The organism is Proteus vulgaris (genome assembly GCF_011045815.1).
GTDB lineage: Bacteria > Pseudomonadota > Gammaproteobacteria > Enterobacterales > Enterobacteriaceae > Proteus > Proteus vulgaris_B.
This window is the reverse complement of sequence record NZ_CP047344.1, coordinates 120,304-146,097: the sequence shown is the minus strand read 5'-3', so window position 1 is coordinate 146,097 and position 25,794 is coordinate 120,304. Positions and strand designations below refer to the sequence as shown.

The 25,794-nt window shown below is 45.1% G+C and carries 33 protein-coding genes, 6 tRNA genes and 4 rRNA genes; 1 reads left to right on the top strand and 42 read right to left on the bottom strand.

Features of this window, described 5'->3' with window-relative positions:
* Nucleotides 1-12: 12 nt before the first annotated feature.
* The 34 genes from GTH24_RS00775 to GTH24_RS00610 all read right to left on the bottom strand — a co-directional run bounded on the left by GTH24_RS00775 (nt 13) and on the right by GTH24_RS00610 (nt 16,300).
* Complete coding sequence (locus GTH24_RS00775) at nt 13-1,002, bottom strand: DNA-directed RNA polymerase subunit alpha (RefSeq protein WP_006535513.1); 990 nt, start codon at nt 1,000-1,002, stop codon at nt 13-15.
* Nucleotides 1,003-1,027: 25 nt separating this feature from the next.
* A complete protein-coding gene (gene rpsD / locus GTH24_RS00770; RefSeq protein ID WP_004246942.1) occupies nt 1,028-1,648 on the bottom strand; it encodes a 30S ribosomal protein S4 in 621 nt (206 codons plus the stop codon).
* 36 nt (nt 1,649-1,684) lie between these two features.
* Nucleotides 1,685-2,074, bottom strand: a complete 390-nt coding sequence (gene rpsK, locus GTH24_RS00765; RefSeq protein ID WP_002919257.1) for a 30S ribosomal protein S11 — start codon at nt 2,072-2,074, stop codon at nt 1,685-1,687.
* Between the two features lie 16 nt (nt 2,075-2,090).
* Nucleotides 2,091-2,447 carry a 30S ribosomal protein S13 gene (gene rpsM, locus GTH24_RS00760; protein ID WP_036914623.1) on the bottom strand — a complete coding sequence of 119 codons (357 nt, stop codon included), beginning with the start codon at nt 2,445-2,447 and terminating at the stop codon, nt 2,091-2,093.
* A gap of 146 nt (nt 2,448-2,593) precedes the next feature.
* Entirely contained in the window at nt 2,594-2,710 is a 117-nt protein-coding gene (gene rpmJ / locus GTH24_RS00755; RefSeq protein ID WP_071788572.1) for a 50S ribosomal protein L36, read from the bottom strand.
* A gap of 42 nt (nt 2,711-2,752) precedes the next feature.
* Nucleotides 2,753-4,075: a preprotein translocase subunit SecY gene (gene secY / locus GTH24_RS00750; protein ID WP_006535510.1), complete on the bottom strand. Its 1,323-nt coding sequence runs from the start codon at nt 4,073-4,075 to the stop codon at nt 2,753-2,755.
* Between the two features lie 7 nt (nt 4,076-4,082).
* Entirely contained in the window at nt 4,083-4,517 is a 435-nt protein-coding gene (rplO, locus tag GTH24_RS00745) for a 50S ribosomal protein L15 (RefSeq protein WP_004246944.1), read from the bottom strand.
* Nucleotides 4,518-4,520: 3 nt separating this feature from the next.
* Entirely contained in the window at nt 4,521-4,700 is a 180-nt protein-coding gene (rpmD, locus tag GTH24_RS00740; RefSeq protein ID WP_036914634.1) for a 50S ribosomal protein L30, read from the bottom strand.
* A gap of 5 nt (nt 4,701-4,705) precedes the next feature.
* Entirely contained in the window at nt 4,706-5,206 is a 501-nt protein-coding gene (rpsE, locus tag GTH24_RS00735; protein WP_023583472.1) for a 30S ribosomal protein S5, read from the bottom strand.
* Between the two features lie 14 nt (nt 5,207-5,220).
* Nucleotides 5,221-5,574: a 50S ribosomal protein L18 gene (rplR, locus tag GTH24_RS00730; RefSeq protein WP_023583471.1), complete on the bottom strand. Its 354-nt coding sequence runs from the start codon at nt 5,572-5,574 to the stop codon at nt 5,221-5,223.
* A 9-nt stretch (nt 5,575-5,583) separates the two neighbouring features.
* Nucleotides 5,584-6,117: a 50S ribosomal protein L6 gene (gene rplF, locus GTH24_RS00725; RefSeq protein WP_036933221.1), complete on the bottom strand. Its 534-nt coding sequence runs from the start codon at nt 6,115-6,117 to the stop codon at nt 5,584-5,586.
* Nucleotides 6,118-6,131: 14 nt separating this feature from the next.
* Nucleotides 6,132-6,524: a 30S ribosomal protein S8 gene (gene rpsH / locus GTH24_RS00720; RefSeq protein ID WP_004246950.1), complete on the bottom strand. Its 393-nt coding sequence runs from the start codon at nt 6,522-6,524 to the stop codon at nt 6,132-6,134.
* A 32-nt stretch (nt 6,525-6,556) separates the two neighbouring features.
* Nucleotides 6,557-6,862, bottom strand: coding sequence for a 30S ribosomal protein S14 (rpsN, locus tag GTH24_RS00715; RefSeq protein WP_006535503.1), 306 nt, complete (start codon nt 6,860-6,862; stop codon nt 6,557-6,559).
* Nucleotides 6,863-6,874: 12 nt separating this feature from the next.
* Entirely contained in the window at nt 6,875-7,414 is a 540-nt protein-coding gene (gene rplE / locus GTH24_RS00710) for a 50S ribosomal protein L5 (RefSeq protein WP_036933223.1), read from the bottom strand.
* A 13-nt stretch (nt 7,415-7,427) separates the two neighbouring features.
* The gene (rplX, locus tag GTH24_RS00705) at nt 7,428-7,742 is read right to left on the bottom strand and encodes a 50S ribosomal protein L24 (RefSeq protein WP_006535502.1); all 315 of its coding nucleotides are present in this window, start codon (nt 7,740-7,742) and stop codon (nt 7,428-7,430) included.
* A gap of 10 nt (nt 7,743-7,752) precedes the next feature.
* Nucleotides 7,753-8,124, bottom strand: coding sequence for a 50S ribosomal protein L14 (rplN, locus tag GTH24_RS00700; RefSeq protein WP_004246955.1), 372 nt, complete (start codon nt 8,122-8,124; stop codon nt 7,753-7,755).
* 176 nt (nt 8,125-8,300) lie between these two features.
* Nucleotides 8,301-8,555, bottom strand: coding sequence for a 30S ribosomal protein S17 (gene rpsQ, locus GTH24_RS00695; RefSeq protein WP_023583468.1), 255 nt, complete (start codon nt 8,553-8,555; stop codon nt 8,301-8,303).
* Nucleotides 8,555-8,746, bottom strand: coding sequence for a 50S ribosomal protein L29 (gene rpmC / locus GTH24_RS00690; protein ID WP_004238624.1), 192 nt, complete (start codon nt 8,744-8,746; stop codon nt 8,555-8,557). Before rpmC ends, rpsQ begins: the two co-directional genes overlap by 1 nt.
* Nucleotides 8,746-9,156: a 50S ribosomal protein L16 gene (gene rplP / locus GTH24_RS00685; RefSeq protein WP_006535500.1), complete on the bottom strand. Its 411-nt coding sequence runs from the start codon at nt 9,154-9,156 to the stop codon at nt 8,746-8,748. Before rplP ends, rpmC begins: the two co-directional genes overlap by 1 nt.
* 12 nt (nt 9,157-9,168) lie before the next feature.
* The gene (rpsC, locus tag GTH24_RS00680; protein WP_023583467.1) at nt 9,169-9,870 is read right to left on the bottom strand and encodes a 30S ribosomal protein S3; all 702 of its coding nucleotides are present in this window, start codon (nt 9,868-9,870) and stop codon (nt 9,169-9,171) included.
* Nucleotides 9,871-9,887: 17 nt separating this feature from the next.
* Entirely contained in the window at nt 9,888-10,220 is a 333-nt protein-coding gene (gene rplV, locus GTH24_RS00675; RefSeq protein WP_006535498.1) for a 50S ribosomal protein L22, read from the bottom strand.
* Between the two features lie 14 nt (nt 10,221-10,234).
* A complete protein-coding gene (gene rpsS / locus GTH24_RS00670; protein ID WP_004246960.1) occupies nt 10,235-10,513 on the bottom strand; it encodes a 30S ribosomal protein S19 in 279 nt (92 codons plus the stop codon).
* 14 nt (nt 10,514-10,527) lie between these two features.
* Nucleotides 10,528-11,352, bottom strand: a complete 825-nt coding sequence (gene rplB, locus GTH24_RS00665) for a 50S ribosomal protein L2 (protein WP_006535497.1) — start codon at nt 11,350-11,352, stop codon at nt 10,528-10,530.
* 19 nt (nt 11,353-11,371) lie between these two features.
* Nucleotides 11,372-11,674, bottom strand: a complete 303-nt coding sequence (gene rplW / locus GTH24_RS00660) for a 50S ribosomal protein L23 (RefSeq protein ID WP_004246962.1) — start codon at nt 11,672-11,674, stop codon at nt 11,372-11,374.
* Nucleotides 11,671-12,276 carry a 50S ribosomal protein L4 gene (gene rplD / locus GTH24_RS00655; RefSeq protein ID WP_023583466.1) on the bottom strand — a complete coding sequence of 202 codons (606 nt, stop codon included), beginning with the start codon at nt 12,274-12,276 and terminating at the stop codon, nt 11,671-11,673. The genes rplW and rplD overlap by 4 nt, the downstream gene beginning before the upstream one ends.
* Nucleotides 12,277-12,292: 16 nt before the next feature.
* Nucleotides 12,293-12,922, bottom strand: a complete 630-nt coding sequence (rplC, locus tag GTH24_RS00650) for a 50S ribosomal protein L3 (RefSeq protein ID WP_023583465.1) — start codon at nt 12,920-12,922, stop codon at nt 12,293-12,295.
* Nucleotides 12,923-12,954: 32 nt separating this feature from the next.
* Nucleotides 12,955-13,266, bottom strand: coding sequence for a 30S ribosomal protein S10 (gene rpsJ, locus GTH24_RS00645; protein WP_001181005.1), 312 nt, complete (start codon nt 13,264-13,266; stop codon nt 12,955-12,957).
* Between the two features lie 349 nt (nt 13,267-13,615).
* On the bottom strand, nt 13,616-14,089 hold the full coding sequence (bfr, locus tag GTH24_RS00640; protein ID WP_072071081.1) for a bacterioferritin: 474 nt from the start codon (nt 14,087-14,089) through the stop codon (nt 13,616-13,618).
* Between the two features lie 77 nt (nt 14,090-14,166).
* Nucleotides 14,167-14,364, bottom strand: coding sequence for a bacterioferritin-associated ferredoxin (gene bfd, locus GTH24_RS00635; protein ID WP_072071082.1), 198 nt, complete (start codon nt 14,362-14,364; stop codon nt 14,167-14,169).
* Between the two features lie 218 nt (nt 14,365-14,582).
* Nucleotides 14,583-15,767, bottom strand: a complete 1,185-nt coding sequence (tuf, locus tag GTH24_RS00630) for an elongation factor Tu (RefSeq protein WP_088494064.1) — start codon at nt 15,765-15,767, stop codon at nt 14,583-14,585.
* 121 nt (nt 15,768-15,888) lie between these two features.
* Nucleotides 15,889-15,964: transfer RNA gene (locus GTH24_RS00625), tRNA-Thr, on the bottom strand.
* A 5-nt stretch (nt 15,965-15,969) separates the two neighbouring features.
* Nucleotides 15,970-16,044 (bottom strand) — tRNA-Gly (locus GTH24_RS00620).
* 82 nt (nt 16,045-16,126) lie between these two features.
* Nucleotides 16,127-16,211, bottom strand: a tRNA-Tyr gene (locus GTH24_RS00615).
* Nucleotides 16,212-16,224: 13 nt separating this feature from the next.
* Nucleotides 16,225-16,300 (bottom strand) — tRNA-Thr (locus tag GTH24_RS00610).
* A 436-nt stretch (nt 16,301-16,736) separates the two neighbouring features.
* Here GTH24_RS00610 and coaA point away from each other — a divergent pair.
* Complete coding sequence (gene coaA, locus GTH24_RS00605; RefSeq protein ID WP_072071181.1) at nt 16,737-17,684, top strand: type I pantothenate kinase; 948 nt, start codon at nt 16,737-16,739, stop codon at nt 17,682-17,684.
* Nucleotides 17,685-17,805: 121 nt separating this feature from the next.
* Here the strand turns inward: coaA and birA are convergent, their stop codons facing one another.
* The 8 genes from birA to GTH24_RS00565 form a co-directional block, all read right to left on the bottom strand.
* Nucleotides 17,806-18,768, bottom strand: coding sequence for a bifunctional biotin--[acetyl-CoA-carboxylase] ligase/biotin operon repressor BirA (birA, locus tag GTH24_RS00600; RefSeq protein WP_164525840.1), 963 nt, complete (start codon nt 18,766-18,768; stop codon nt 17,806-17,808).
* A complete protein-coding gene (gene murB, locus GTH24_RS00595) occupies nt 18,765-19,799 on the bottom strand; it encodes a UDP-N-acetylmuramate dehydrogenase (RefSeq protein WP_164525839.1) in 1,035 nt (344 codons plus the stop codon). Before murB ends, birA begins: the two co-directional genes overlap by 4 nt.
* A 161-nt stretch (nt 19,800-19,960) precedes the next feature.
* Nucleotides 19,961-20,076: ribosomal RNA gene (rrf, locus tag GTH24_RS00590) — 5S ribosomal RNA — on the bottom strand.
* Between the two features lie 51 nt (nt 20,077-20,127).
* A tRNA-Thr gene (locus GTH24_RS00585) sits at nt 20,128-20,203 on the bottom strand.
* 43 nt (nt 20,204-20,246) lie between these two features.
* A 5S ribosomal RNA gene (gene rrf, locus GTH24_RS00580) occupies nt 20,247-20,362 on the bottom strand.
* A 115-nt stretch (nt 20,363-20,477) separates the two neighbouring features.
* Nucleotides 20,478-23,380 (bottom strand): 23S ribosomal RNA (locus GTH24_RS00575).
* A 367-nt stretch (nt 23,381-23,747) separates the two neighbouring features.
* Nucleotides 23,748-23,823: transfer RNA gene (locus GTH24_RS00570), tRNA-Glu, on the bottom strand.
* An 84-nt stretch (nt 23,824-23,907) separates the two neighbouring features.
* Nucleotides 23,908-25,450 (bottom strand): 16S ribosomal RNA (locus tag GTH24_RS00565).
* Together the 16S, 23S and 5S rRNA genes with 2 tRNA genes alongside form the textbook arrangement of a ribosomal RNA operon.
* Nucleotides 25,451-25,794: the final 344 nt, after the last annotated feature.

Sequence of the window (25,794 nt, the reverse complement as noted above, 5' to 3'; positions counted from 1 at the left end):
TAACCTGTGATCTTATTCATCAGCGATACTTGCAGGTGGCCAATTCTCAAGGCGCATGCCCAGAGATAGACCACGCGACGCCAGTACGTCTTTAATCTCAGTAAGAGATTTCTTACCAAGGTTAGGCGTCTTAAGTAATTCAACTTCAGTACGCTGTACCAGATCACCGATGTAGTGGATTGCTTCTGCCTTCAGACAGTTAGCAGAGCGGACAGTCAATTCAAGATCGTCTACTGGGCGCAGTAAGATAGGATCGAATTCTGGCTTCTCTTCTTTAACTTCTGGCTGACGAACATCACGTAAGTCAACAAAAGCTTCAAGCTGTTCAGCCAGGATAGTCGCTGCACGGCGAATCGATTCTTCTGGATCGATAGTACCGTTAGTTTCCATCTCGATTACCAGCTTATCCAAGTCGGTACGCTGTTCAACACGAGCTGCTTCCACATTATAAGCAATACGCTCAACTGGGCTATAGCACGCGTCTACTAAAAGGCGACCGATAGGGCGCTCATCTTCTTCCGAATGAATTCGGGCAGAAGCCGGCACATAACCACGACCACGCTGAACTTTGATACGCATGTTAATAGATGCGTTTTCGTCTGTAAGGTGGCAGATAACGTGCTGCGGCTTGACGATTTCGACATCACCGTCATGGATGATATCGGCTGCAATAACAGGGCCAATGCCAGATTTGCTCAAAGTAAGAATAACTTCATCTTTACCATGAACTTTTACCGCCAACCCCTTAAGGTTGAGCAGTATTTCTAGGATATCTTCCTGAACACCTTCTTTGGTGCTGTACTCATGCAGTACACCATCAATCTCAACCTCTGTTACCGCACAACCCGGCATAGACGAAAGCAGAATACGGCGCAGTGCGTTACCAAGAGTATGGCCGAAGCCTCGCTCTAATGGCTCAAGGGTCACCTTGGCGTGCGTCGAACTGACTTGCTCGATATCAACCAGGCGCGGTTTTAGAAACTCTGTCACAGAACCCTGCATTGTGTCCTCTCTTTGGTGCTAAGCCTTACTTGGAGTAAAGCTCGACGATCAGGTGCTCGTTAATGTCAGCAGACAAGTCAGTACGTTCAGGAATACGTTTGAACACACCTTCCATCTTAGCAGCATCAACTTCCAGCCATGTTGGCTTTTCACGCTGTTCAGCCAGCTCTAAAGCAGCCTTGATACGAGACTGTTTTTTCGATTTTTCACGAACGCTGACTACGTCATTCGGGGAAACCTGATAAGAAGCAATGTTAACCACGCGACCATTTACCATGATTGCTTTATGGCTAACCATCTGACGTGCTTCTGCGCGAGTTGCGCCAAAGCCCATACGATAAACAACGTTATCCAGACGACCTTCCAGCAGAGTCAGCAGGTTTTCACCTGTGTTGCCTTTCAGACGAGTTGCTTCTTTGTAGTAGTTACGGAATTGACGTTCTAGAACACCGTAAATACGACGTACTTTTTGTTTTTCACGTAACTGAACACCGTAATCAGAAAGACGCGGTTTACGTGCGCCGTGCTGACCTGGTGCTTGTTCCAGTTTACACTTGGTGTCAATCGCCCGAACGCCAGATTTTAGAAATAAATCTGTACCTTCACGGCGGCTCAGCTTGAGCTTAGGACCCAAATATCTTGCCATTTTCTTTCTCCAACTTTCCTAAAAACGAAAACGTTATTAAACGCGACGTTTTTTCGGTGGACGACAACCGTTATGAGGAATCGGAGTCACATCAGTAATATTAGTGATGCGGAAACCAGCCGCGTTTAATGCACGGATAGTTGACTCACGACCAGGACCAGGTCCTTTAACCATAACTTCCAAGTTCTTAATTCCGTACTCTTTAACAGCTTCAGCGCAACGTTCTGCTGCAACCTGAGCCGCGAACGGAGTAGATTTACGAGAACCACGGAAACCGGAACCACCGGCAGTAGCCCAACCCAATGCGTTACCTTGACGATCGGTAATAGTAACGATTGTGTTGTTGAAAGAAGCATGGATATGAGCCACACCGTCAGAGACTTGTTTTCTTACACGCTTACGTGCACGAATAGGTGCTTTTGCCATTGTTCAAATACCCCGATTATTTCTTGATCGGCTTACGCGGACCCTTACGGGTACGTGCGTTAGTCTTAGTACGCTGACCGCGAACTGGTAGACCACGACGATGACGTAAACCACGGTAAGTACCAAGATCCATCAGACGTTTGATGCTCAGGGTAACTTCACGACGCAGATCACCTTCTACAACGTATTTGGCAACTTCGTCACGCAGCTTGTCGATTTGCTCTTCAGACAGCTCACTGATCTTAACATTTTCAGCAATACCAGCAGCTACACAGATAGCCTGTGAGCGGGTCTTACCGATACCGTAAATCGAAGTTAATGCGATTACGGTATGTTTATGATCAGGAATGTTAATGCCTGCTATACGGGCCACTATGCACTCCTAAATTAGCAGTTATACAGTACCATTCTGAAAAGCCCGTTTTCAGGATACTCAAACAATACTGTATATATTATAAAAGATTGGGCTGGCTAATTTAGCCAGCTCAACCGAACTTTGCAAGAAAAAAATGCAATAAATTAGCCTTGACGCTGTTTATGCTTAGGCTCGACGCTGCAAATTACACGCACGTGACCGTGACGTCTAACAATTTTGCAGTTACGGCACATTTTCTTGACGGAAGCACGAACTTTCATTTTTACTCTCCGTAACTTCTAAAACAAATCACTTATCAGTAATTAACCTTTAAGATTTGCTTTTTTCAATGCAGACTCATACTGACTTGACATCAGGAGAGTTTGCACTTGAGCCATAAAATCCATGATGACCACAACCACGATTAAGAGGGAAGTACCACCAAAATAGAAAGGTACTTTCATTGCGTCACGCATGAACTCCGGGATGAGACAGATAAAGGTAATATACAAGGCACCGATTAAGGTTAAACGAGTCATTACTTTATCTATATATTTAGCCGTCTGCTCTCCCGGGCGAATTCCTGGTACAAATGCACCGGACTTCTTCAGGTTATCTGCCGTTTCTCTTGGGTTGAAAACCAACGCCGTATAGAAGAAACAGAAGAATATGATTGCAGCAGCGTATAGTAGCACATAAATAGGTTGACCAGGCTGTAGATTTAACGAAATCGTCGTCAGCCAACCCCATCCTGTACCATCGCCAAACCAAGAGGTTATTGTACCAGGAAACAGGATAATACTTGAAGCAAAAATTGCTGGTATAACACCCGCCATATTTACTTTAAGTGGTAGATGTGTACTTTGTGCCGCGTATATTCTACGCCCTTGTTGACGTTTTGCATAGTTAACAACGATACGACGTTGTCCTCTTTCTACAAAAACAACAAAGAAAGTAACCGCGAACACCAATACTGCAACCAACAATAACAGGAGGAAGTGCAGTTCGCCTTGCCGCGCCTGCTCGATGGTTTGACCAATGGCAGGCGGAAGACCTGCAACGATACCTGCAAAGATAATGATTGAGATACCGTTACCAATACCACGTTCAGTGATTTGCTCACCTAACCACATTAGGAACATTGTTCCAGTGACTAAGCTCACAACAGCCGTAATATAGAATGGTAGACCTGGATTAATCACCAGACCTTGCATTCCTGGCATATTCGGTAAGCCTGTTGCGATACCAATTGATTGGAATATCGCCAGCACCAAAGTACCATAACGGGTATATTGGCTGATCTTACGACGACCGGCCTCCCCTTCCTTCTTAATCTCTGCTAACCGAGGGTTAACCACTGATAAGAGTTGGATAATAATCGATGCCGAAATATAAGGCATGATACCCAGCGCAAAGATAGAAGCACGGCTAAGAGCACCACCAGAGAACATGTTAAACATTTCAATGATGGTGCCTTTTTGCTGATCGAGCAATTTGGCAAGCACAGTGGCATCAATACCAGGGATAGGAATAAAAGAGCCAATCCTAAAGACAATTAGTGCACCAAGAACAAACAAAAGTCTGCGTTTTAGTTCACCAACACCACCTTTAGCACTCTGAAAATCTAAACCTGGTTGTTTAGCCATCTGTCACTTATTCCTCAATTTTACCGCCAGCTGATTCGATTGCTGCACGGGCACCTTTGGTAACACGCAGACCACGAATAGTCACTGCACGGTTAACCTCGCCAGACAGAATTAATTTTGCAAATTCAATCTGTGGGCCAACAACGTTTGCGGCTTTCAGTGCATTCAGATCGATTACATCGCCTTCAACGTAAGCTAAATCAGACAGACGGATTTCCGCAGTCACGAAAGATTTACGTGAAGTAAAACCAAATTTTGGTAAACGACGATATAAAGGCATCTGGCCGCCTTCAAAACCACGACGTACGCCACCGCCAGAACGAGACTTCTGACCTTTGTGACCACGGCCGCCAGTTTTACCTAAGCCAGAACCGATACCACGACCTACACGTTTAGGCGCATGCTTGGCACCTTCAGCCGGAGACAGAGTATTTAAACGCATCTCTTACTCCTCAACTTTAACCATATAGGAAACCAAGTTGATCATACCGCGAACTGCTGGTGTATCTTCGCGTTCTACAGTGTGACCGATGCGACGCAGACCTAAACCAGTCATAGTTGCCTTATGTTTAGGCAGACGGCCGATTAAGCTGCGTGTTTGAGTAATTTTAATAGTCTTAGCCATGGTCATTACCCCAGAATTTCTTCAACGGATTTACCACGCTTAGCTGCGACCATATCTGGAGACTTCATGCTATCTAAAGCGTCCAGTGTTGCACGAACCACGTTAATCGGGTTAGTGGAACCATAGGTTTTAGCCAGTACGTTACGAACGCCAGCCACTTCTAGAACTGCACGCATTGCACCACCTGCGATGATACCAGTACCTTCATGAGCAGGCTGCATAAATACGCGAGAACCTGTGTGGGTACCTTTAACAGGGTGGAACAGAGTACCGTTGTTTAAAGCGACGGTTTTCATATTGCGACGGGCTTTTTCCATCGCTTTCTGGATTGCTGCCGGAACTTCGCGAGCTTTGCCATATCCAAAACCAACGCGGCCATTACCATCACCAACTACTGTAAGAGCGGTGAAGCTAAAGATACGACCACCTTTAACGGTTTTAGATACGCGGTTTACCGCGATCAGCTTTTCCTGCAGTTCGCCAGCTTGTTTCTCGATGTGAGCCATCTTACACTCCTACCTTAGAACTGAAGGCCAGCTTCACGGGCAGCATCTGCCAGTGCCTGGACTCGACCATGATATTGGAAACCGGAACGGTCAAATGATACTACTTTGATACCTTTTTCCAGAGCGCGTTCAGCAACAATTTTACCAACTACTGCTGCTGCTTCTTTGTTTCCAGTGTTTTTCAGTTGCTCAATGATAGCTTTTTCTGTAGTAGAAGCGGCCACCAAAGTTTCAGAACCGTTTGGTGCAATAACCTGCGCATAAATATGGCGAGGGGTACGGTGTACCACCAGGCGAGTCGCACCCAATTCTTGGAGCTTACGGCGTGCGCGGGTCGCACGACGGATACGAGCTGCTTTCTTATCCATAGTGTTACCTTACTTCTTCTTAGCCTCTTTGATACGCACAACTTCGTCGGCGTAACGAATACCTTTACCTTTATAAGGTTCAGGGCGACGGTAAGCACGCAGTTCAGCTGCTACTTGACCAATCACTTGCTTATCCGCACCTTTCAGTACGATTTCAGTTTGTGTTGGACATTCAGCAGTGATGCCTGCTGGCAGTTGGTGTTCCACTGGATGTGAAAAACCTACTGATAAGTTAACCGCATTGCCTTTAATAGACGCACGATAACCTACACCTACCAGTTGCAGTTTCTTAGTGAAGCCTTCGGTAACACCTACAACCATTGCATTTAACAGAGAACGAGTAGTACCCGCCTGTGCCCATGCATCAGCAAAACCATCGCGAGGTGCGAAAGTTAACTGGTTGTCAGCATGTTGAATTTCAACTGCATTATGGATAGTACGAGTTAGCTCGCCGTTTTTACCCTTAATCGTAATTACCTGACCGTTGAGTTTAACCTCTACGCCGGCAGGAATGACGACGGGTGCTTTTGCCACACGAGACATTCTTTCCTCCCGAATTAAGCTACGTAGCAGATAATCTCGCCACCAAGACCTGCTTGGCGAGCTGCACGATCAGTCATAACACCTTTTGAGGTAGAAACAACAGCGATGCCCAGTCCTGCCATAACTTGTGGCAGCTCATCTTTTCTTTTATAGATGCGCAGACTTGGACGGCTTACGCGCTGAATGCTTTCTACTACAGCCTTACCTTGGAAATATTTTAAAGTAATTTCCAATTCTGGCTTAGTGTCGCCTTCAATTTTAAAATCTTCGATATAACCTTCTTCCTTAAGCACGTTGGCAATCGCCACTTTCAGCTTGGAGGAAGGCATTGTGACCGCAACTTTATTCGCGGCCTGACCGTTACGGATACGGGTCAGCATATCCGCGATGGGATCTTGCATGCTCATCTGTCTTTACTCCCGTGATTCAATTATGGTAATTACCAGCTAGCCTTTCTAAGGCCCGGGATTTCACCGCGCATAGCGGCTTCACGGACTTTAATACGGCTGAGGCCAAATTTCCGCAGGAAACCGTGCGGACGTCCAGTTTGACGGCAGCGGTTACGCTGACGTGAAGGACTTGAATCACGTGGCATAGTTTGCAGTTTCAGAACAGCATTCCAACGATCTTCGTCAGATACGTTCACATCTGAAACGATAGCTTTCAGTTCTGCGCGTTTTGCGAAGAATTTCTCAGCTAAATTCGCACGTTTTACATCACGTGCTTTCATAGATTTCTTAGCCATGAATGCCCTGCCTTACTTGCGGAACGGGAAGTTAAACGCTGCTAACAGTGCGCGACCTTCATCATCTGATTTCGCAGTCGTAGTAATGGTAATATCCAAACCACGAACACGATCCACTTTATCGTAATCGATTTCAGGGAAGATGATTTGCTCACGTACGCCCATGCTGTAGTTACCACGTCCATCAAATGATTTAGCGGACAAACCACGGAAGTCACGGATACGTGGTACAGCAATAGAGATCAGGCGTTCAAAGAACTCCCACATGCGTTCGCCACGCAGGGTCACTTTACAGCCGATCGGATAGCCCTGGCGGATTTTGAAGCCTGCAACAGATTTGCGTGCTTTGGTGATCAAAGGTTTTTGACCTGAGATTGCTGCTAAATCAGCTGCTGCATTGTCCAGCAGTTTTTTATCAACAATCGCTTCACCAACACCCATGTTCAGGGTGATCTTCTCGACCCGAGGGACTTGCATGACAGAATGGTAACCAAACTGAGACATCAGTTTTTGGACTACCTCGTCTTTGTAGTAATCATGCAGTTTCGCCATCGTATACTCCAAATTACTTGATAGTTTCTTTATTAGACTTGAAGAAACGAACTTTTTTGCCGTCTTCGAATCTAAAACCTACACGGTCAGCCTTGCCGGTTGCCGCATTGAAGATTGCAACGTTAGAAACTTGAATAGAAGCTTCTTTTTCAACGATGCCACCTGGTTGGTTCAGAGCCGGAACTGGCTTCTGATGTTTTTTAACCAGATTGATACCTTCAACGATAACTTTACCAGAAGAAAGAACCTGTTTTACTTTACCGCGCTTACCTTTATCTTTACCAGTTAGCACGATAACTTCGTCTTCACGACGGATTTTCGCTGCCATTGCCTGCTCCTTAGAGTACTTCAGGTGCCAGAGAGATTATTTTCATAAACTTCTCGTTACGAAGTTCACGAGTAACCGGCCCAAAAATACGCGTACCAATAACTTGCTCGCTGTTGTTGTTTAACAATACACAAGCGTTGCTATCGAAGCGAATGACAGAACCGTCAGGGCGACGAACACCCTTCTTGGTGCGCACCACTACCGCTTTCAGTACATCACCTTTCTTAACTTTACCACGTGGAATTGCTTCCTTGATGGTAATTTTGATGATGTCACCTACATCTGCGTAGCGACGGTGCGAGCCACCTAGAACCTTGATACACATTACGCGACGTGCACCGGAGTTGTCGGCCACGTTCAGCATAGTCTGTTCTTGGATCATTTTAGTGCTCCGCTAAATGTCAACTACTACTGAGCCACTTCCACATTAGAAGAGGCCGTTCAATATCCCATAATACGAGGGAGCGGCATTATAACACCACATTCTCGATATGGACAGAAAAAATAAACGGCTCGTTCAGTTTTGAGCCGTTTATTTCGTACGAAAAGGCTATTTTATTACAGAACAGCTTTTTCTACAACGCGAACTAACGCCCAAGACTTAGTCTTAGACAGTGGACGTGTTTGACGAATTTCTACTACGTCACCAATTCCACATTCGTTGTTCTCGTCATGTACATGCAGTTTGGTCGTACGACGGATAAACTTACCATATAATGGGTGTTTAACCATACGATCGATAGCAACGACAATAGATTTCTCCATTTTGTCACTAACTACACGACCTTGCAGAGTACGGATTTTATCGGTCATTACGCACCCGCCTTCTCAGTCAGTAAAGTCTTAACGCGTGCGATATTACGACGCACTTGTTTCAACAGATGAGACTGTTGTAACTGACCACTTGCTGCCTGCATACGCAGGTTAAACTGCTCACGCAGTAAGTTCAGCAGTTCTGTGTTCAGCTCTTCAACGCTCTTTTCGCGCAGCTCTTTTGCTTTCATTACATCACCGTCTTAGTTACAAAGGTGGTTTTGATAGGCAGTTTTGCTGCCGCCAGCTTGAATGCTTCACGGGCCAGTTCTTCAGGCACACCATCCATTTCATACAGGACTTTACCTGGCTGGATTAAGGCAACCCAATACTCAACGTTACCTTTACCTTTACCCATACGGACTTCGAGCGGCTTTTCAGTGATTGGTTTGTCTGGGAACACACGGATCCAGATTTTACCCTGACGCTTAACTGCACGGGTCATTGCACGACGTGCCGCTTCGATCTGACGTGCAGTCAGACGACCACGGCCCACAGCTTTAAGACCGTAAGTCCCGAAGCTTACATCCGCACCAGCAGCTAAGCCACGGTTGCGGCCTTTGTGCACTTTACGGAATTTTGTACGCTTTGGTTGTAACATCAGCGACTCTCCTTACTTGCGGCCTTTACGCTGCTGCTTTTTAGGTTGAGCAGCCGGTTTTTCCGCCTGTTCAACTGCAGCCATACCACCCAGGATCTCACCTTTGAAGATCCATACCTTAACGCCGAGCACACCATAAGTGGTTTGTGCTTCTGAGGTATTGTAGTCGATATCTGCACGCAGAGTGTGCAGAGGTACACGACCTTCACGATACCATTCAGTACGAGCGATTTCAGCGCCACCTAAGCGACCACTTACTTCCACTTTAATACCTTTAGCGCCTAAACGCATAGCGTTCTGTACCGCACGCTTCATAGCACGACGGAACATAACACGACGTTCCAGCTGTGAAGTGATGCTGTCAGCAACTAATTTTGCGTCCAGTTCAGGTTTACGTACTTCGGCGATATTAATTTGCGCAGGAACGCCAGCGATATCCGCTACGTTTTTGCGCAGTTTTTCAACATCTTCACCTTTTTTACCGATAACGATGCCTGGGCGAGCAGTGTGAATAGTCACACGGATGCTTTTCGCAGGACGTTCGATAACGATACGAGATACAGATGCTTTAGCCAGTTCTTTAGTTAAGTACTGACGTACTTTAAAGTCGCTGTCTAGGTTGTCAGCGAATTCATTGGTACCCGCATACCATGTGGAATTCCAAGGCTTGACAATGCCAAGGCGGATACCATTAGGATGTACTTTTTGACCCATTGCTAGTCTCCAGAGTCTCAGCGATCAGACACAACCACAGTGATGTGGCTGGTGCGCTTCAGAATACGATCTGCACGGCCTTTTGCACGAGGCATAATGCGCTTCATAGAAGGACCTTCGTCAACAAAGATCTTAGCTACTTTCAGATCATCAATGTCAGCGCCATCGTTGTGTTCTGCATTAGCAATAGCAGACTCCAGTACTTTCTTCACTAAACCAGCAGCTTTCTTGTTGGTAAAGGTTAAAATTTCCAGAGCTTGCGACACTTTCTTACCGCGAATCAGGTCAGCTACCAAGCGAACCTTCTGAGCAGAAGAACGAGCGTGGCGATGCATAGCGATAGTTTCCATCTCTTCCTCCTACCTTATTTTTTCTTAGCCTTTTTATCGGCTGCATGACCGCGATAAGTACGGGTCGGCGCGAATTCACCCAGTTTGTGACCAACCATTTCGTCGGAAACGTAAACTGGAACATGCTGACGACCATTATGGACAGCGATGGTCAAACCGATCATGTTAGGAAAGATCGTTGAACGACGGGACCAAGTCTTAACAGGCTTTTTGTCACCGCTTTCCACCGCTTTCTCTACCTTCTTCAGCAAGTGCAGGTCAATGAAAGGACCTTTCTTGAGAGAACGTGGCATGGCTTATCCTCTAATTATTTCTTAGTACGACGATGAACGATGAAATGTTCAGTGCGTTTGTTTTTACGAGTCTTCTTACCTTTGGTTTGAACGCCCCAAGGTGTTACTGGGTGTTTACCAAAGTTACGACCTTCACCACCACCATGTGGGTGATCGACTGGGTTCATCGCAGTACCGCGAACGGTAGGACGAATACCACGCCAGCGACTTGCACCAGCTTTACCCAGAACGCGTAACATGTGCTCAGAGTTGCCAACTTCACCGATAGTTGCACGGCAATCAGAAGGAACTTTACGCATTTCACCAGAGCGCAGACGAATAGTGACATAAGCACCATCACGAGCAACGATCTGAACGTAAGTACCAGCTGAACGAGCTAACTGACCACCTTTACCTGGTTTCATTTCTACGTTATGAACTGTAGAACCAACCGGGATATTACGCATTGGTAAGGTGTTACCCGCTTTGATAGCAGCATCAACGCCAGACTGAACTTTATCACCCGCTTTCAGGCCTTTTGGAGCCAGAATGTAGCGACGTTCACCATCAGCATACAGCACTAAAGCGATGTTAGCTGAACGGTTTGGATCATATTCCAGACGTTCTACTGTTGCAGGGATACCATCTTTGTTGCGTTTGAAGTCAACAATACGGTAAGCCTGTTTGTGACCACCACCGATATGACGGGTAGTGATACGACCATTGTTGTTACGACCACCGGACTTGCTGTTTTTTTCCAGCAATGGCGCATAAGGTTTCCCTTTATGCAGCTCAGGGTTTACCACTTTAACTACGTGGCGACGGCCCGGAGACGTAGGTTTACATTTAACAATTGCCATTGTTCTTTACTCCTCCGACTTACTCAGCGCCGCCGACGAAGTCCAGATTCTGGCCTTCCTTCAGGGTGACGTAAGCTTTTTTCCAGTCGCTACGACGACCAATACGCTGACCGTGACGTTTCACTTTGCCTTTCATCAGCAGAGTGTTAACACTTTCAACTTCGACTTCAAACAGTTTTTGTACAGCTGCTTTAATCTCTGCTTTGGTCGCGTCTTTAGCAACTTTGAGAACGATGGTGTTTGATTTTTCCATCGCGATAGAAGCTTTTTCAGATACATGCGGCGCGCGCAGTACTTTCAGCAGACGTTCTTCACGGATCATGCCAGCATCTCCTCAACTTGCTTCACAGCGTCAGCAGTCATGACGACTTTGTCGAAGGCGATTAAGCTAACAGGGTCGATTGTTGCTGCATCACGTACGTCAACTTTATATAAGTTGCGTGCTGCTAAATACAGATTCTCATCTACATCAGCAGTGATGATCAGAACATCTTCCAGAGCCATATCTTTCAGTTTCTGTGCTAAAAGTTTAGTTTTAGGCGCTTCAACAGAGAACTTCTCTACGACGATCAGACGATCTTGACGTACCAGCTCAGACAGAATGCTCTTCAGAGCACCACGGTACATCTTTTTGTTTACTTTTTGACTGTGGTCCTGTGGTTTAGCTGCGAAGCTAACACCACCAGAGCGCCAAATTGGGCTCTTGATTGAACCTGAACGTGCACGACCTGTACCTTTCTGTCTCCAAGGCTTTTTGCCTGAACCAGAAACTTCAGCACGGGTTTTCTGAGCACGAGTACCTTGACGAGCACCAGCAGCGTATGCAACGACTACTTGATGCACAAGCGCTTCGTTAAAGTCACGCCCGAAGGTAGTTTCGGAAACAGTCAGCGCGCCTTGCGCGTCTTTCATTACCAATTCCATTCCTATCTCCTCGACGTTACGCCTTGACAGCTGGTTTAACGATCAGGTCACTGCCAGTTGCACCTGGAACAGCACCTTTGACCAGCAGCAGGTTGCGCTCAGCGTCAACACGTACTACTTCCAGGCTCTGAACGGTAACTTGTTCGTTACCCAGTTGACCTGCCATTTTCTTGCCTTTGAACACCTTACCCGGAGTCTGGTTCTGACCGATAGAACCCGGAACACGGTGAGACAAGGAGTTACCGTGGGTAGCATCTTGAGTACGGAAGTTCCAGCGCTTTACAGTACCAGCAAAACCTTTACCTTTAGATGTTCCAGTAACGTCGACTTTTTTAACGTCAGCGAAAATTTCTACGCTAATGCTTTGACCTACAGTGTATTCTTCGCCTTCATTCAGACGGAATTCACGTAGTAAGCGGCCAGCTTCGACACCAGCTTTAGCAAAATGACCTGCTTCAGGTTTCAGTACACGGTTAGCTTTTTTGCTACCAGTAGTCACCTGAATGGCACGATAACCGTCTTTCTCCAGATCTCTGACCTGAGTAACACGGTTGTTTTCAATTTCGATAACGGTTACAGGGATTGAAACGCCATCTTCAGTGAAGATACGCGTCATTCCTACTTTCTTACCGACTAAACCAATCATTGTTTCAACCTCTCAATCGCTTGATGACCTGATTAACCTAGGCTGATCTGCACGTCTACGCCGGCAGCCAGATCCAGACGCATCAGAGCATCAACGGTTTTCTCGGTTGGCTCAACGATGTCAACCAGACGTTTGTGAGTGCGAATTTCATACTGATCACGCGCATCTTTATTAACGTGCGGAGAAATCAACACTGTGAAACGCTCTTTGCGAGTCGGCAGTGGGATTGGACCACGAACTTGCGCACCAGTGCGCTTAGCAGTCTCTACGATTTCCGCAGTTGATTGATCAATCAGACGATGATCAAAAGCTTTCAGGCGGATACGGATTCTTTGGTTCTGCATGAGACCAGAGCTCCAACTATTTTTTATAAACGTAAATGATCACTACTCGTACCCATTTCGATTGATGAGAGAGTGTAATCGTTCTGCATATAACTCCCCAATCGGGAGTATTATATTTAATGCAATAAAAAATCTGCATTAGCTGATTAATCAGCCTCACTAAATCAGTGAGCCTGCGCATTATACTTGCCTGAGTGATGAAATCAAGCCAAGAATAAAAAATCATCGATAAAAATAAGCTTTATTATTTAAAAAATGAAAAAAGCAAAGGCAATCTTCATTCCCTTTGCTTTAAATAGGTTTGTAAATGTTGTCGATAAGAGAAAATTGACGCCTTTTTTATTGAGGATTATTCTTCAATAATCTGAGTTTGTAGGTAATTTTGAAGTCCTATACGCTCAATTAACTCAAGCTGAGTTTCAATCCAATCAATGTGCCCTTCTTCATCAGTTAAGATTTCTAACATTAAATCTCGGCTCACATAGTCATGAATAGAATCAGCATACGCTATTGCTTCACGTAAATCTTTGGCACCGCCAAGTTCTAATTCAAGATCAGAGCGTAGCATCTCTTCAACATCTTCACCGATATTTAGTTTGCCTAAATCTTGTAAGTTAGGAAGCCCCTCTAGAAATAAAATACGTTCAATATATCTATCAGCATGTTTCATTTCATCGATAGATTCATGGTATTCCATTTCATTGAGACGAGTTAGCCCCCAATTTTTGAACATTCGGGCATGCAGGAAATACTGATTAATCGCAACAAGCTCACCACCTAATAATTTATTAAGGTGGGCTATCATTTTTTTATCACCTTTCATTTTTATGCTCCTTTGCTTCCAGTCTTTTTAGTGTAGACCTTTTATACAAAGTGGAGAGAAAGGAAATTTAAAATTTGTTATGCAACTTCAGAAATTTGAGGATAAAGGAGAGATTGCTCATTTTCAATGATTTGACGAGCTTGGCGTACACACTTACCGCAACAACTACCAACAGGTAAGATCTTGCGTAATTCATTAATAGTGTGGATTTGATGTTTATGAACTGTGGATATGATTTTTTTATCACTCACACCATGGCAAAGACAGACGTACATAATAGCAACCTCATTAACTACTCACATAGCGAATAGTAAATGATAACTATTGTGATTTCAATTTCTATTTAACTTAGATGTTCTAATCTAATATAGAAACTAACATGATAATAAGAGAATAAATTGAGGATTAGATTTAGCTAAGATAAAAAGAACTATTTCTAGATACAAAAAAGGGCATCAATTGATGCCCTTCTCTAGGAGAATTACGCGAGTAATTAACCTAATACTTTAGCAACAACGCCCGCACCTACTGTACGGCCACCTTCGCGGATAGCGAAACGTAAACCGTCGTCCATCGCGATTGGGTGAATCAGTTCAACGATCATGTTGATGTTGTCACCTGGCATTACCATTTCTACGCCTTCTGGTAATTCGATAGTACCAGTTACGTCAGTTGTACGGAAGTAGAACTGTGGACGGTAGCCTTTGAAGAATGGAGTGTGACGACCACCTTCATCTTTGCTCAGAATATAAACTTCTGATTCGAATTTAGTGTGTGGCTTGATTGAACCTGGTTTAGCCAGTACTTGTCCACGTTCGATTTCTTCACGTTTAGTACCACGCAGCAGAACACCAACGTTCTCACCTGCACGACCTTCGTCAAGTAATTTACGGAACATTTCAACGCCAGTACAAGTTGTTTTAACTGTTGGTTTGATACCAACGATTTCAACTTCTTCACCAACTTTAACAACACCACGCTCAACACGACCTGTTACTACTGTACCACGGCCTGAGATTGAGAATACGTCTTCGATTGGTAACAGGAATGGCTTGTCAATTGCACGCTCTGGTTCTGGGATGTATGAATCCAGTGCTTCTGCTAATTCAACAATTTTTGCTTCCCACTCTGCTTCGCCTTCCAGTGCTTTCAGCGCTGAACCACGAATTACTGGAGTGTCATCACCTGGGAAATCGTACTGAGACAGAAGTTCACGAACTTCCATTTCTACTAATTCCAGTAACTCTTCATCATCTACCATGTCACATTTGTTCAGGAATACGATGATGTAAGGAACACCAACCTGACGACCTAACAGGATGTGCTCACGAGTTTGTGGCATTGGGCCATCAGTCGCAGCAACTACCAGGATAGCTCCGTCCATTTGCGCAGCACCAGTGATCATGTTTTTAACATAGTCGGCGTGACCTGGGCAGTCTACGTGTGCGTAGTGACGAGTTGGTGTGTCATATTCTACGTGTGAAGTAGAAATGGTGATACCACGAGCTTTTTCTTCTGGTGCGTTATCGATTTGATCGAATGCACGAGCAGCACCACCGTAAGTTTTAGCTAAAACTGTAGTGATTGCAGCAGTCAGAGTAGTTTTACCGTGGTCAACGTGGCCGATAGTACCAACGTTAACGTGCGGTTTTGAACGTTCAAATTTTTCTTTAGACATTTAAATTGTCCCTCTAAGACACGGAATCGGTGGTTACACCACATCAACCAAGCAGTAAGTAAATTAGCGATTTGCTATTGCTTGTTAAGATTTTAATCAGGGAGGCAAGAACATGAAGGAGTGGTGCTGATAGGCAGATTCGAACTGCCGACCTCACCCTTACCAAGGGTGCGCTCTACCAACTGAGCTATATCAGCACATCTGGAGCGGGCAGCGGGAATCGAACCCGCATCATCAGCTTGGAAGGCTGAGGTAATAGCCATTATACGATGCCCGCAGAACTCGGCTACCTGACTTAAAATCAGCTTTGTATTCTACTCAAGAGTTTACTATTTGAAAACACTTAAGTAAGGAATTAATGGTGGTGGGAGAAGGATTCGAACCTTCGAAGTCTGTGACGGCAGATTTACAGTCTGCTCCCTTTGGCCGCTTGGGTATCCCACCAACTAAATTTTAATGGTGCCGGCACCAAGAGTCGAACTCGGGACCTACTGATTACAAGTCAGTTGCTCTACCAACTGAGCTATGCCGGCTAAGTGGTGCGCATTCTAGGAGGACTTTCATCATGATGCAACAAAAAAATTGCGATATTTGTTCTTTTGCTTAGATTTTGTTCATTTTTGATTGAATTGTTGATTTTTTAGGAAAAAAACGACCAAAATGACAACAACAATTCAGGATAAATTCGAATTCTAATTTATCTTTTAAGCCCTTAAATTTATTGTACTCAATAAATTTTTAGAAAAAAATTCATTACGCACTCACTAGTCTACGCTAAAAAATAATTTTCATGTCTATTTTTTATACTTTTTTTACAAATTTATTCAGTTCGCGTCAAAAAAAGTAGAAAAATTTTAAAAATATCTACGCCAATGAAGCATGACTCGTTATGATGCTGTTTATTTTTTATCGGATACGGGTGTTTTAAACAGCCTGTCCAACCTGCGAAGACTAGGCAGATGTTGGCTTATGAATAACAAAGAACGCTTTATAACCCCTTATTTAGAATTTGACAGAAAGCACTGGGCAACGTTAAGAGACTCCGTTCCTTTGACGCTAACAGAGAAAGAAATTGCAGACTTAAAAGGAATTAACGAAGAAATTTCCATTGATGATGTTATTGAGATTTATCTTCCTCTTTCAAGATTACTCAATTTTTACATTAGCTCTAACTTACGCCGTCAAGCCGTCTTAGAGCAATTTCTTGGCACAAGAAGCGCTAAAATTCCATATATTATTGGTATCGCGGGCAGTGTTGCTGTTGGTAAAAGTACGACAGCTCGCTTGCTACAAGCACTTTTAACGCGTTGGCCAGAACATCGTAAAGTAGATTTAATTACTACTGATGGTTTTCTTTTACCTAATGCAGAGTTAAAGAAACGTGGGATAATGAAGAAAAAAGGATTTCCTGAATCCTATGATATGCATAGCCTCGTCTCTTTCGTTTCTGATATAAAATCAGGTAAGAAACAAGTGACAGCTCCTGTCTATTCTCATTTAGTGTATGACATCATTCCAGATAAGAAACAGGTTATTGAGCAACCTGACATCTTAATTCTTGAAGGATTGAATGTATTACAGAGCAATCAAGATTACCCTCATGACCCACATAATGTTTTCGTATCAGATTATGTAGATTTTTCTATTTATGTTGATGCTGAAGAAGAATTACTAAAACACTGGTATATCAGTCGCTTTTTAAAATTTAGAGAAGGTGCATTTACTGATCCTGAATCGTATTTTAATAATTACTCTAAATTAAGCAGAGAAGAATCTATAGAAATAGCCTCATCCATTTGGCAAGAAATTAATGGATTAAACTTAAAACAAAACATTTTGCCAACAAGAGAAAGAGCAAGTTTGATCTTAACCAAAGGTCATAATCATACAATTAGTAACGTTAGATTACGTAAGTAAAACTGAACAATTATTTGCTAATTTCTTCTAGCTCTAAATAGATTTAATAATATAAATAACAAAAAAGCTTTCCCATTAGAGAAAGCTTTTTCAATTCAGACATTCGACGCAATTTAAAACATTACGATGCACTTCTTAGTGAAATTTCACCACCTATATAAGGTGTAACTTTACCATCTTGCTCTAAAAGTAAAGCTCCTTGATCATTAATACCCTTAGCAATGCCAAAGATTTCTTTTTCACCGATAATGAGTTTTACCCGTCTATGCATAAAGTTATCTAAACTTTTCCAACGTTCTATAAAGATAGATAACCCTTGTTTTTCAAACTGAGTAAATGCTTCTCTTAATGCATTAGTAATTTCACAAGCAAGTTCATTTCTGTCAATCCTAATACCAACTTGCTCTAAATTAATCCATTGTTGGTTAATTACTTCATTTTGATTTTTACTCATCGCAATATTGATACCAATACCCGTTACAATATGAGCAACATCACCCGTCTTCCCTGTTAATTCAACAAGAATACCTGAAAGCTTTTTATCATTTAAATAGAGATCGTTAGGCCATTTTACTTTAACGCCATCTGCACCAAGTTTTTGTAATACTTCGGCCATAATAACGCCAACAACTAAACTCAGTCCTATTGCTGCCGCAGGTCCTTGATCGAGTTTCCAATACATACTCAAATATAAATTTCTACCAAAAGGCGAAATCCATTGGCGTCCTCTTCTACCTCGTCCAGCAGACTGATATTCAGCAATACAGACATCACCCGATTTTAATTCGCTAATACGTTGGATCAAATACTGATTTGTAGAATCTATAACAGGAATAACGCTAGCTGGCTCACCTTTAATATTCTGATTCACAATATCTGCGTTCAGCAAGTTCATTGGCGCATCTAATTGATAACCTTTTCCTGCAACCGTCTGAACGTCGATACCCCAGCTACGCAATGTCTGAATATGTTTATTAATGCCTGCGCGAGTCATTCCTAAACTTTCGCCTAATTGCTCTCCTGAATGAATATTTCCATCAGCAAGAATTTTAATTAATAATAAAGGAGTTGGTGTTTCTTTCATGAAATAGCATCCACAGCATTGATTTCGCCATATTGGCCAATAAAGCGAACTTCTGGCTCTAATTTTACACCGAAGCGTTCTGAGACTTTCTGGCGAATATATGCAGCTAAGCTCACAATATCCTCACCTGTCGCATTACCTTCTTTATTAATAAGTACCAGCGCTTGTTTAGTGTGGACTGCCGCACCGCCAATTTGATGCCCTTTAAGACCACATTGATCAATCAACCAACCAGCGGCAAGCTTCACACCATCTCGCTGTACATATTGAGGGCAAAATGGATATTCTGTTTTTAATTGTTGTGCAATACGAATATCAACAATCGGATTTTTAAAAAAGCTTCCAGCATTACCCGTTATTTCCGGATCTGGTAGCTTGCTCGTTCTCATTAAGCATACAGATTCGAACACATCCTTTGGTGTAACAGTTTCTAATGATAATTTTGATAAATCACCATAAGTAAGAATAGGTTCCCATTTTTTACTTAGTAGTAAACCGACAGCAATAATAGCAAAGCCTTGCTGATAATGATGTTTGAAAATGCTATCGCGATAACCAAACTCACACTCTTCATTTGTTAGTCGGCTAATATTACCTGTACTTAATTCAACAATGTCAACGTAGGCACAAACATCTTTCAGCTCTTTACCATAAGCACCAATATTTTGTATTGGCGCAGAACCAACATTGCCTGGGATCAACGCTAAATTTTCCAGTCCATAGATGTTTTTTTCTAACAGATATTCAATAAGCGAATGCCAACTCTCGCCAGCGCCAACATGAACAGACCAATATTGTGCATCTTCAGTAATTTCAATACCTGCAATACAGTTACGGATAACAATACCATTAAAATCTTCAGTAAATAGTACGTTACTACCGCCACCTAGAATAAGGGTTGGTAATCTCTTCTCATGGGCATTTTGCCAATATGTACAAAGCTCATCTTTATTATTTGCAGTTTCTATTTGGTGAGCTTTTGCTCTCAAACCAAATGTATTAAATGCTTGCAATGAAACCGATTCTTTCATGAAAGTCTACCTCATTTAGCTGATAGCTTAGTTTAACAGCCAAGCATCGTCGAGGATAGCAAAGTGATAAGTGATTAGAAGAGAGAAAATATATTTGTATTTTAAATGTCTTAAACGCAAAAAAGCCAACCCATTGGGTTGGCTTTCTCGTCTTATTTAATGCCTGGCAGTTCCCTACTCTCACATGGGGAGACCCCACACTACCATCGGCGCTACAACGTTTCACTTCTGAGTTCGGCATGGGATCAGGTGGGACCGTTGCGCTATGGCCGCCAAGCAAATTCGGTATTTATAACTGTCTGTTTTGCAGTTATAATAAATTTTTTATTGGTGCTGATACCCAGATTCGAACTGGGGACCTCACCCTTACCAAGGGTGTGCTCTACCAACTGAGCCATATCAGCACTAGTGGCTTATTGTCACCGGCTGACACAGCCTAAATTTAATGCCTGGCAGTTCCCTACTCTCACATGGGGAGACCCCACACTACCATCGGCGCTACAACGTTTCACTTCTGAGTTCGGCATGGGATCAGGTGGGACCGTTGCGCTATGGCCGCCAAGCAAATTCGGTTTATTACCCGCTTCCTTCCTTTCGGTCAGTCGCCAGTAATGTCAATCTTAAACAAGCTTACTTCATCTACTGTCTGTCTCTCAGACAAAACACCTTCGGTGTTGTCAGGTTAAGCCTCACGGTTCATTAGTACTGGTTAGCTCAACGTATCGCTACGCTTACACACCCAGCCTATCAACGTCTTAGTCTTAAACGTTCCTTTAGGTCACTCAAGGTGACAGGGAAGACTCATCTCGAGGCAAGTTTCCCGCTTAGATGCTTTCAGCGGTTATCTCTTCCGCACTTAGCTACCGGGCAATGCCATTGGCATGACAACCCGAACACCAGTGGTGCGTTCACTCCGGTCCTCTCGTACTAGGAGCAACCCCTCTCAATCTTCCAACGCCCACGGCAGATAGGGACCGAACTGTCTCACGACGTTCTAAACCCAGCTCGCGTACCACTTTAAATGGCGAACAGCCATACCCTTGGGACCTACTTCAGCCCCAGGATGTGATGAGCCGACATCGAGGTGCCAAACACCGCCGTCGATATGAACTCTTGGGCGGTATCAGCCTGTTATCCCCGGAGTACCTTTTATCCGTTGAGCGATGGCCCTTCCATTCAGAACCACCGGATCACTAAGACCTACTTTCGTACCTGCTCGAGCCGTCACTCTCACAGTCAAGCTGGCTTATGCCTTTGCACTAACCGCATGATGTCCGACCATGCTTAGCCAACCTTCGTGCTCCTCCGTTACTCTTTAGGAGGAGACCGCCCCAGTCAAACTACCCACCAGACACGGTCCCCGATCCAGATTATGGACCTAGGTTAGAACATCAAACGTTAAAGGGTGGTATTTCAAGGTTGACTCCATGCAGACTGGCGTCCACACTTCAAAGTCTCCCACCTATCCTACACATCAAGGCTCAATGTTCAGTGTCAAGCTATAGTAAAGGTTCACGGGGTCTTTCCGTCTTGCCGCGGGTACACTGCATCTTCACAGCGAGTTCAATTTCACTGAGTCTCGGGTGGAGACAGCCTGGCCATCATTACGCCATTCGTGCAGGTCGGAACTTACCCGACAAGGAATTTCGCTACCTTAGGACCGTTATAGTTACGGCCGCCGTTTACTGGGGCTTCGATCAAGAGCTTCTCCTTACGGATAACCCCATCAATTAACCTTCCAGCACCGGGCAGGCGTCACACCGTATACGTCCACTTTCGTGTTTGCACAGTGCTGTGTTTTTAATAAACAGTTGCAGCCAGCTGGTATCTTCGACTGGCTTCGGCTCCGTCCGCGAGGGACTTCACTTACCGCCAGCGTGCCTTCTCCCGAAGTTACGGCACCATTTTGCCTAGTTCCTTCACCCGAGTTCTCTCAAGCGCCTGAGTATTCTCTACCTGACCACCTGTGTCGGTTTGGGGTACGATTGTTGGTAACCTGAAGCTTAGAGGCTTTTCCTGGAAGCAGGGCATCAATTGCTTCACCACCTTAGTGGCTCGTCATCACACCTCAGCATTAAGTGACCGGATTTGCCTAATCACTCTGCCTACATGCTTGAACCGGGACGACCGTCGCCCGGACAACCTAGCCTTCTCCGTTCCCCCATCGCAGTTACCACCAGTACGGGAATATTAACCCGTTTCCCATCGACTACGCTTTTCAGCCTCGCCTTAGGGGTCGACTCACCCTGCCCCGATTAACGTTGGACAGGAACCCTTGGTCTTCCGGCGTGCGGGTTTTTCACCCGCATTATCGTTACTTATGTCAGCATTCGCACTTCTGATACCTCCAGCATACCTCACAGTACACCTTCGCAGGCTTACAGAACGCTCCCCTACCCAACAACACATAGTGTCGCTGCCGCAGCTTCGGTGCATGGTTTAGCCCCGTTACATCTTCCGCGCGGGCCGACTCGACCAGTGAGCTATTACGCTTTCTTTAAATGATGGCTGCTTCTAAGCCAACATCCTGGCTGTCTGAGCCTTCCCACTTCGTTTCCCACTTAACCATGACTTTGGGACCTTAGCTGGCGGTCTGGGTTGTTTCCCTCTTCACGACGGACGTTAGCACCCGCCGTGTGTCTCCCGTGATAACATTCTTCGGTATTCGCAGTTTGCATCGAGTTGGTAAGTCGGGATGACCCCCTAGTCGAAACAGTGCTCTACCCCCGAAGATGAGTTCACGAGGCGCTACCTAAATAGCTTTCGGGGAGAACCAGCTATCTCCCGGTTTGATTGGCCTTTCACCCCCATCCACAAGTCATCCGCTAATTTTTCAACATTAGTCGGTTCGGTCCTCCAGTTAGTGTTACCCAACCTTCAACCTGCCCATGGATAGATCACCGGGTTTCGGGTCTATACCCTGCAACTCATTCGCCCAGTTAAGACTCGGTTTCCCTACGGCTCCCCTATACGGTTAACCTTGCTACAGAATATAAGTCGCTGACCCATTATACAAAAGGTACGCAGTCACCCCATAAAGAGGCTCCTACTGCTTGTACGTACACGGTTTCAGGTTCTTTTTCACTCCCCTCGCCGGGGTTCTTTTCGCCTTTCCCTCACGGTACTGGTTCACTATCGGTCAATCAGGAGTATTTAGCCTTGGAGGATGGTCCCCCCATATTCAGACAGGATAACACGTGTCCCGCCCTACTCATCGAGTTCACAATAACAGCATCTTCAGATACGGGGCTATCACCCTTTACTGCCGGACTTTCCAGACCGTTCTCCTGATGCTGCTATTGATTAAGACTCTGGGCTGTTCCCCGTTCGCTCGCCGCTACTAGGGGAATCTCGGTTGATTTCTTTTCCTCGGGGTACTGAGATGTTTCAGTTCTCCCGGTTCGCTTCATGACGCTATGTATTCACGTCATGATAATATCCATTGGATATTGGGTTTCCCCATTCGGAAATCGTCGGGTATAACGGTTCATATCACCTTACCGACGCTTATCGCAGATTAGCACGTCCTTCATCGCCTCTGATTGCCTAGGCATCCACCGTGTACGCTTATTCGCTTAACCTCACAACCCGAAGATGTCTTTTCTTGAAGACGTCTGGGTGGTGATGGCTGCGCAGATTACATTTCGTCGTTGGGCAGTGCTCGCCATGCTCACATACTCATGTATGTTGCGCTGGCTGTGCGCTGGCCGCCTCGAACTGTAAATTGCTCGCTCATCCCACTTCGATGTCGAAAACACATTCAAAGTTTGAGATTTTGAGAGACTCATCAATATACCTCGGTGATATATTGATTTGTTTTCAATTTTTCAGCTTGTTCCAGATTGTTAAAGAGCATAATAGTTAAAATAACTTGCTAAAATTATCTTAACTATTCTCTGATTTGCATCAGACTATAGTGTGGTACGCCTTTCACTCATACCGCGCAATTGGCGTCCCCTAGGGGATTCGAACCCCTGTTACCGCCGTGAAAGGGCGGTGTCCTAGGCCTCTAGACGAAGGGGACTCTTGTCAGCTTCGCAGACGCGCTTTTGCTCGTTCTTCATCAGACAATCTGTGTGAGCACTGCACATAACACGTATCTCTTAGGTAAGGAGGTGATCCAACCGCAGGTTCCCCTACGGTTACCTTGTTACGACTTCACCCCAGTCATGAATCACAAAGTGGTAAGCGCCCTCCCGAAGGTTAAGCTACCTACTTCTTTTGCAACCCACTCCCATGGTGTGACGGGCGGTGTGTACAAGGCCCGGGAACGTATTCACCGTAGCATTCTGATCTACGATTACTAGCGATTCCGACTTCATGGAGTCGAGTTGCAGACTCCAATCCGGACTACGACAGACTTTATGAGTTCCGCTTGCTCTCGCGAGGTCGCTTCTCTTTGTATCTGCCATTGTAGCACGTGTGTAGCCCTACTCGTAAGGGCCATGATGACTTGACGTCATCCCCACCTTCCTCCGGTTTATCACCGGCAGTCTCCTTTGAGTTCCCGCCATCACGCGCTGGCAACAAAGGATAAGGGTTGCGCTCGTTGCGGGACTTAACCCAACATTTCACAACACGAGCTGACGACAGCCATGCAGCACCTGTCTCAGAGTTCCCGAAGGCACTCCTCTATCTCTAAAGGATTCTCTGGATGTCAAGAGTAGGTAAGGTTCTTCGCGTTGCATCGAATTAAACCACATGCTCCACCGCTTGTGCGGGCCCCCGTCAATTCATTTGAGTTTTAACCTTGCGGCCGTACTCCCCAGGCGGTCGATTTAACGCGTTAGCTCCAGAAGCCACGGTTCAAGACCACAACCTCTAAATCGACATCGTTTACAGCGTGGACTACCAGGGTATCTAATCCTGTTTGCTCCCCACGCTTTCGCACCTGAGCGTCAGTCTTTGTCCAGGGGGCCGCCTTCGCCACCGGTATTCCTCCACATCTCTACGCATTTCACCGCTACACGTGGAATTCTACCCCCCTCTACAAGACTCTAGCCAACCAGTTTCAGATGCAATTCCCAAGTTAAGCTCGGGGCTTTCACATCTGACTTAATTGACCGCCTGCGTGCGCTTTACGCCCAGTAATTCCGATTAACGCTTGCACCCTCCGTATTACCGCGGCTGCTGGCACGGAGTTAGCCGGTGCTTCTTCTGCGGGTAACGTCAATTGATAAAGGTATTAACTTTATCACCTTCCTCCCCGCTGAAAGTACTTTACAACCCTAAGGCCTTCTTCATACACGCGGCATGGCTGCATCAGGCTTGCGCCCATTGTGCAATATTCCCCACTGCTGCCTCCCGTAGGAGTCTGGGCCGTGTCTCAGTCCCAGTGTGGCTGATCATCCTCTCAGACCAGCTAGAGATCGTCGCCTAGGTGAGCCATTACCTCACCTACTAGCTAATCCCATATGGGTTCATCCGATAGCGCAAGGTCCGAAGAGCCCCTGCTTTGGTCCGTAGACGTCATGCGGTATTAGCCACCGTTTCCAGTAGTTATCCCCCTCTATCGGGCAGATCCCCATACATTACTCACCCGTCCGCCGCTCGTCAGCAAGAAAGCAAGCTTTCTCCTGTTACCGCTCGACTTGCATGTGTTAGGCCTGCCGCCAGCGTTCAATCTGAGCCATGATCAAACTCTTCAATTAAAAGTGTTTGATGCTCAAAGAAATCGAAAACTTAGCTATTCATAAATGAATTTACTTTTGTTGTTCACTCTTCAAGACTTGATACATCTAATATTTTAGAAGATATCGTCTCTGCGAGTGCCCACACAGATTGTCTGATAATTTGTTAAAGAGCAGTGCAACAGTCGCTGCCGTTTCCGGTCTTCTGCGTTGTTGCGAGGAGGCGTATTCTACATCTTCCTCATTCAGTGTCAAGCGTTTATTTTCAAGGCTTTTCACTTTTTTTCTTTGTTCTCTCGGCTAACTCACTTAGCGCGGTTTGCCGTGACAACGAGGGCGCATTATAGGGAGTTTTGTGAAGCTGG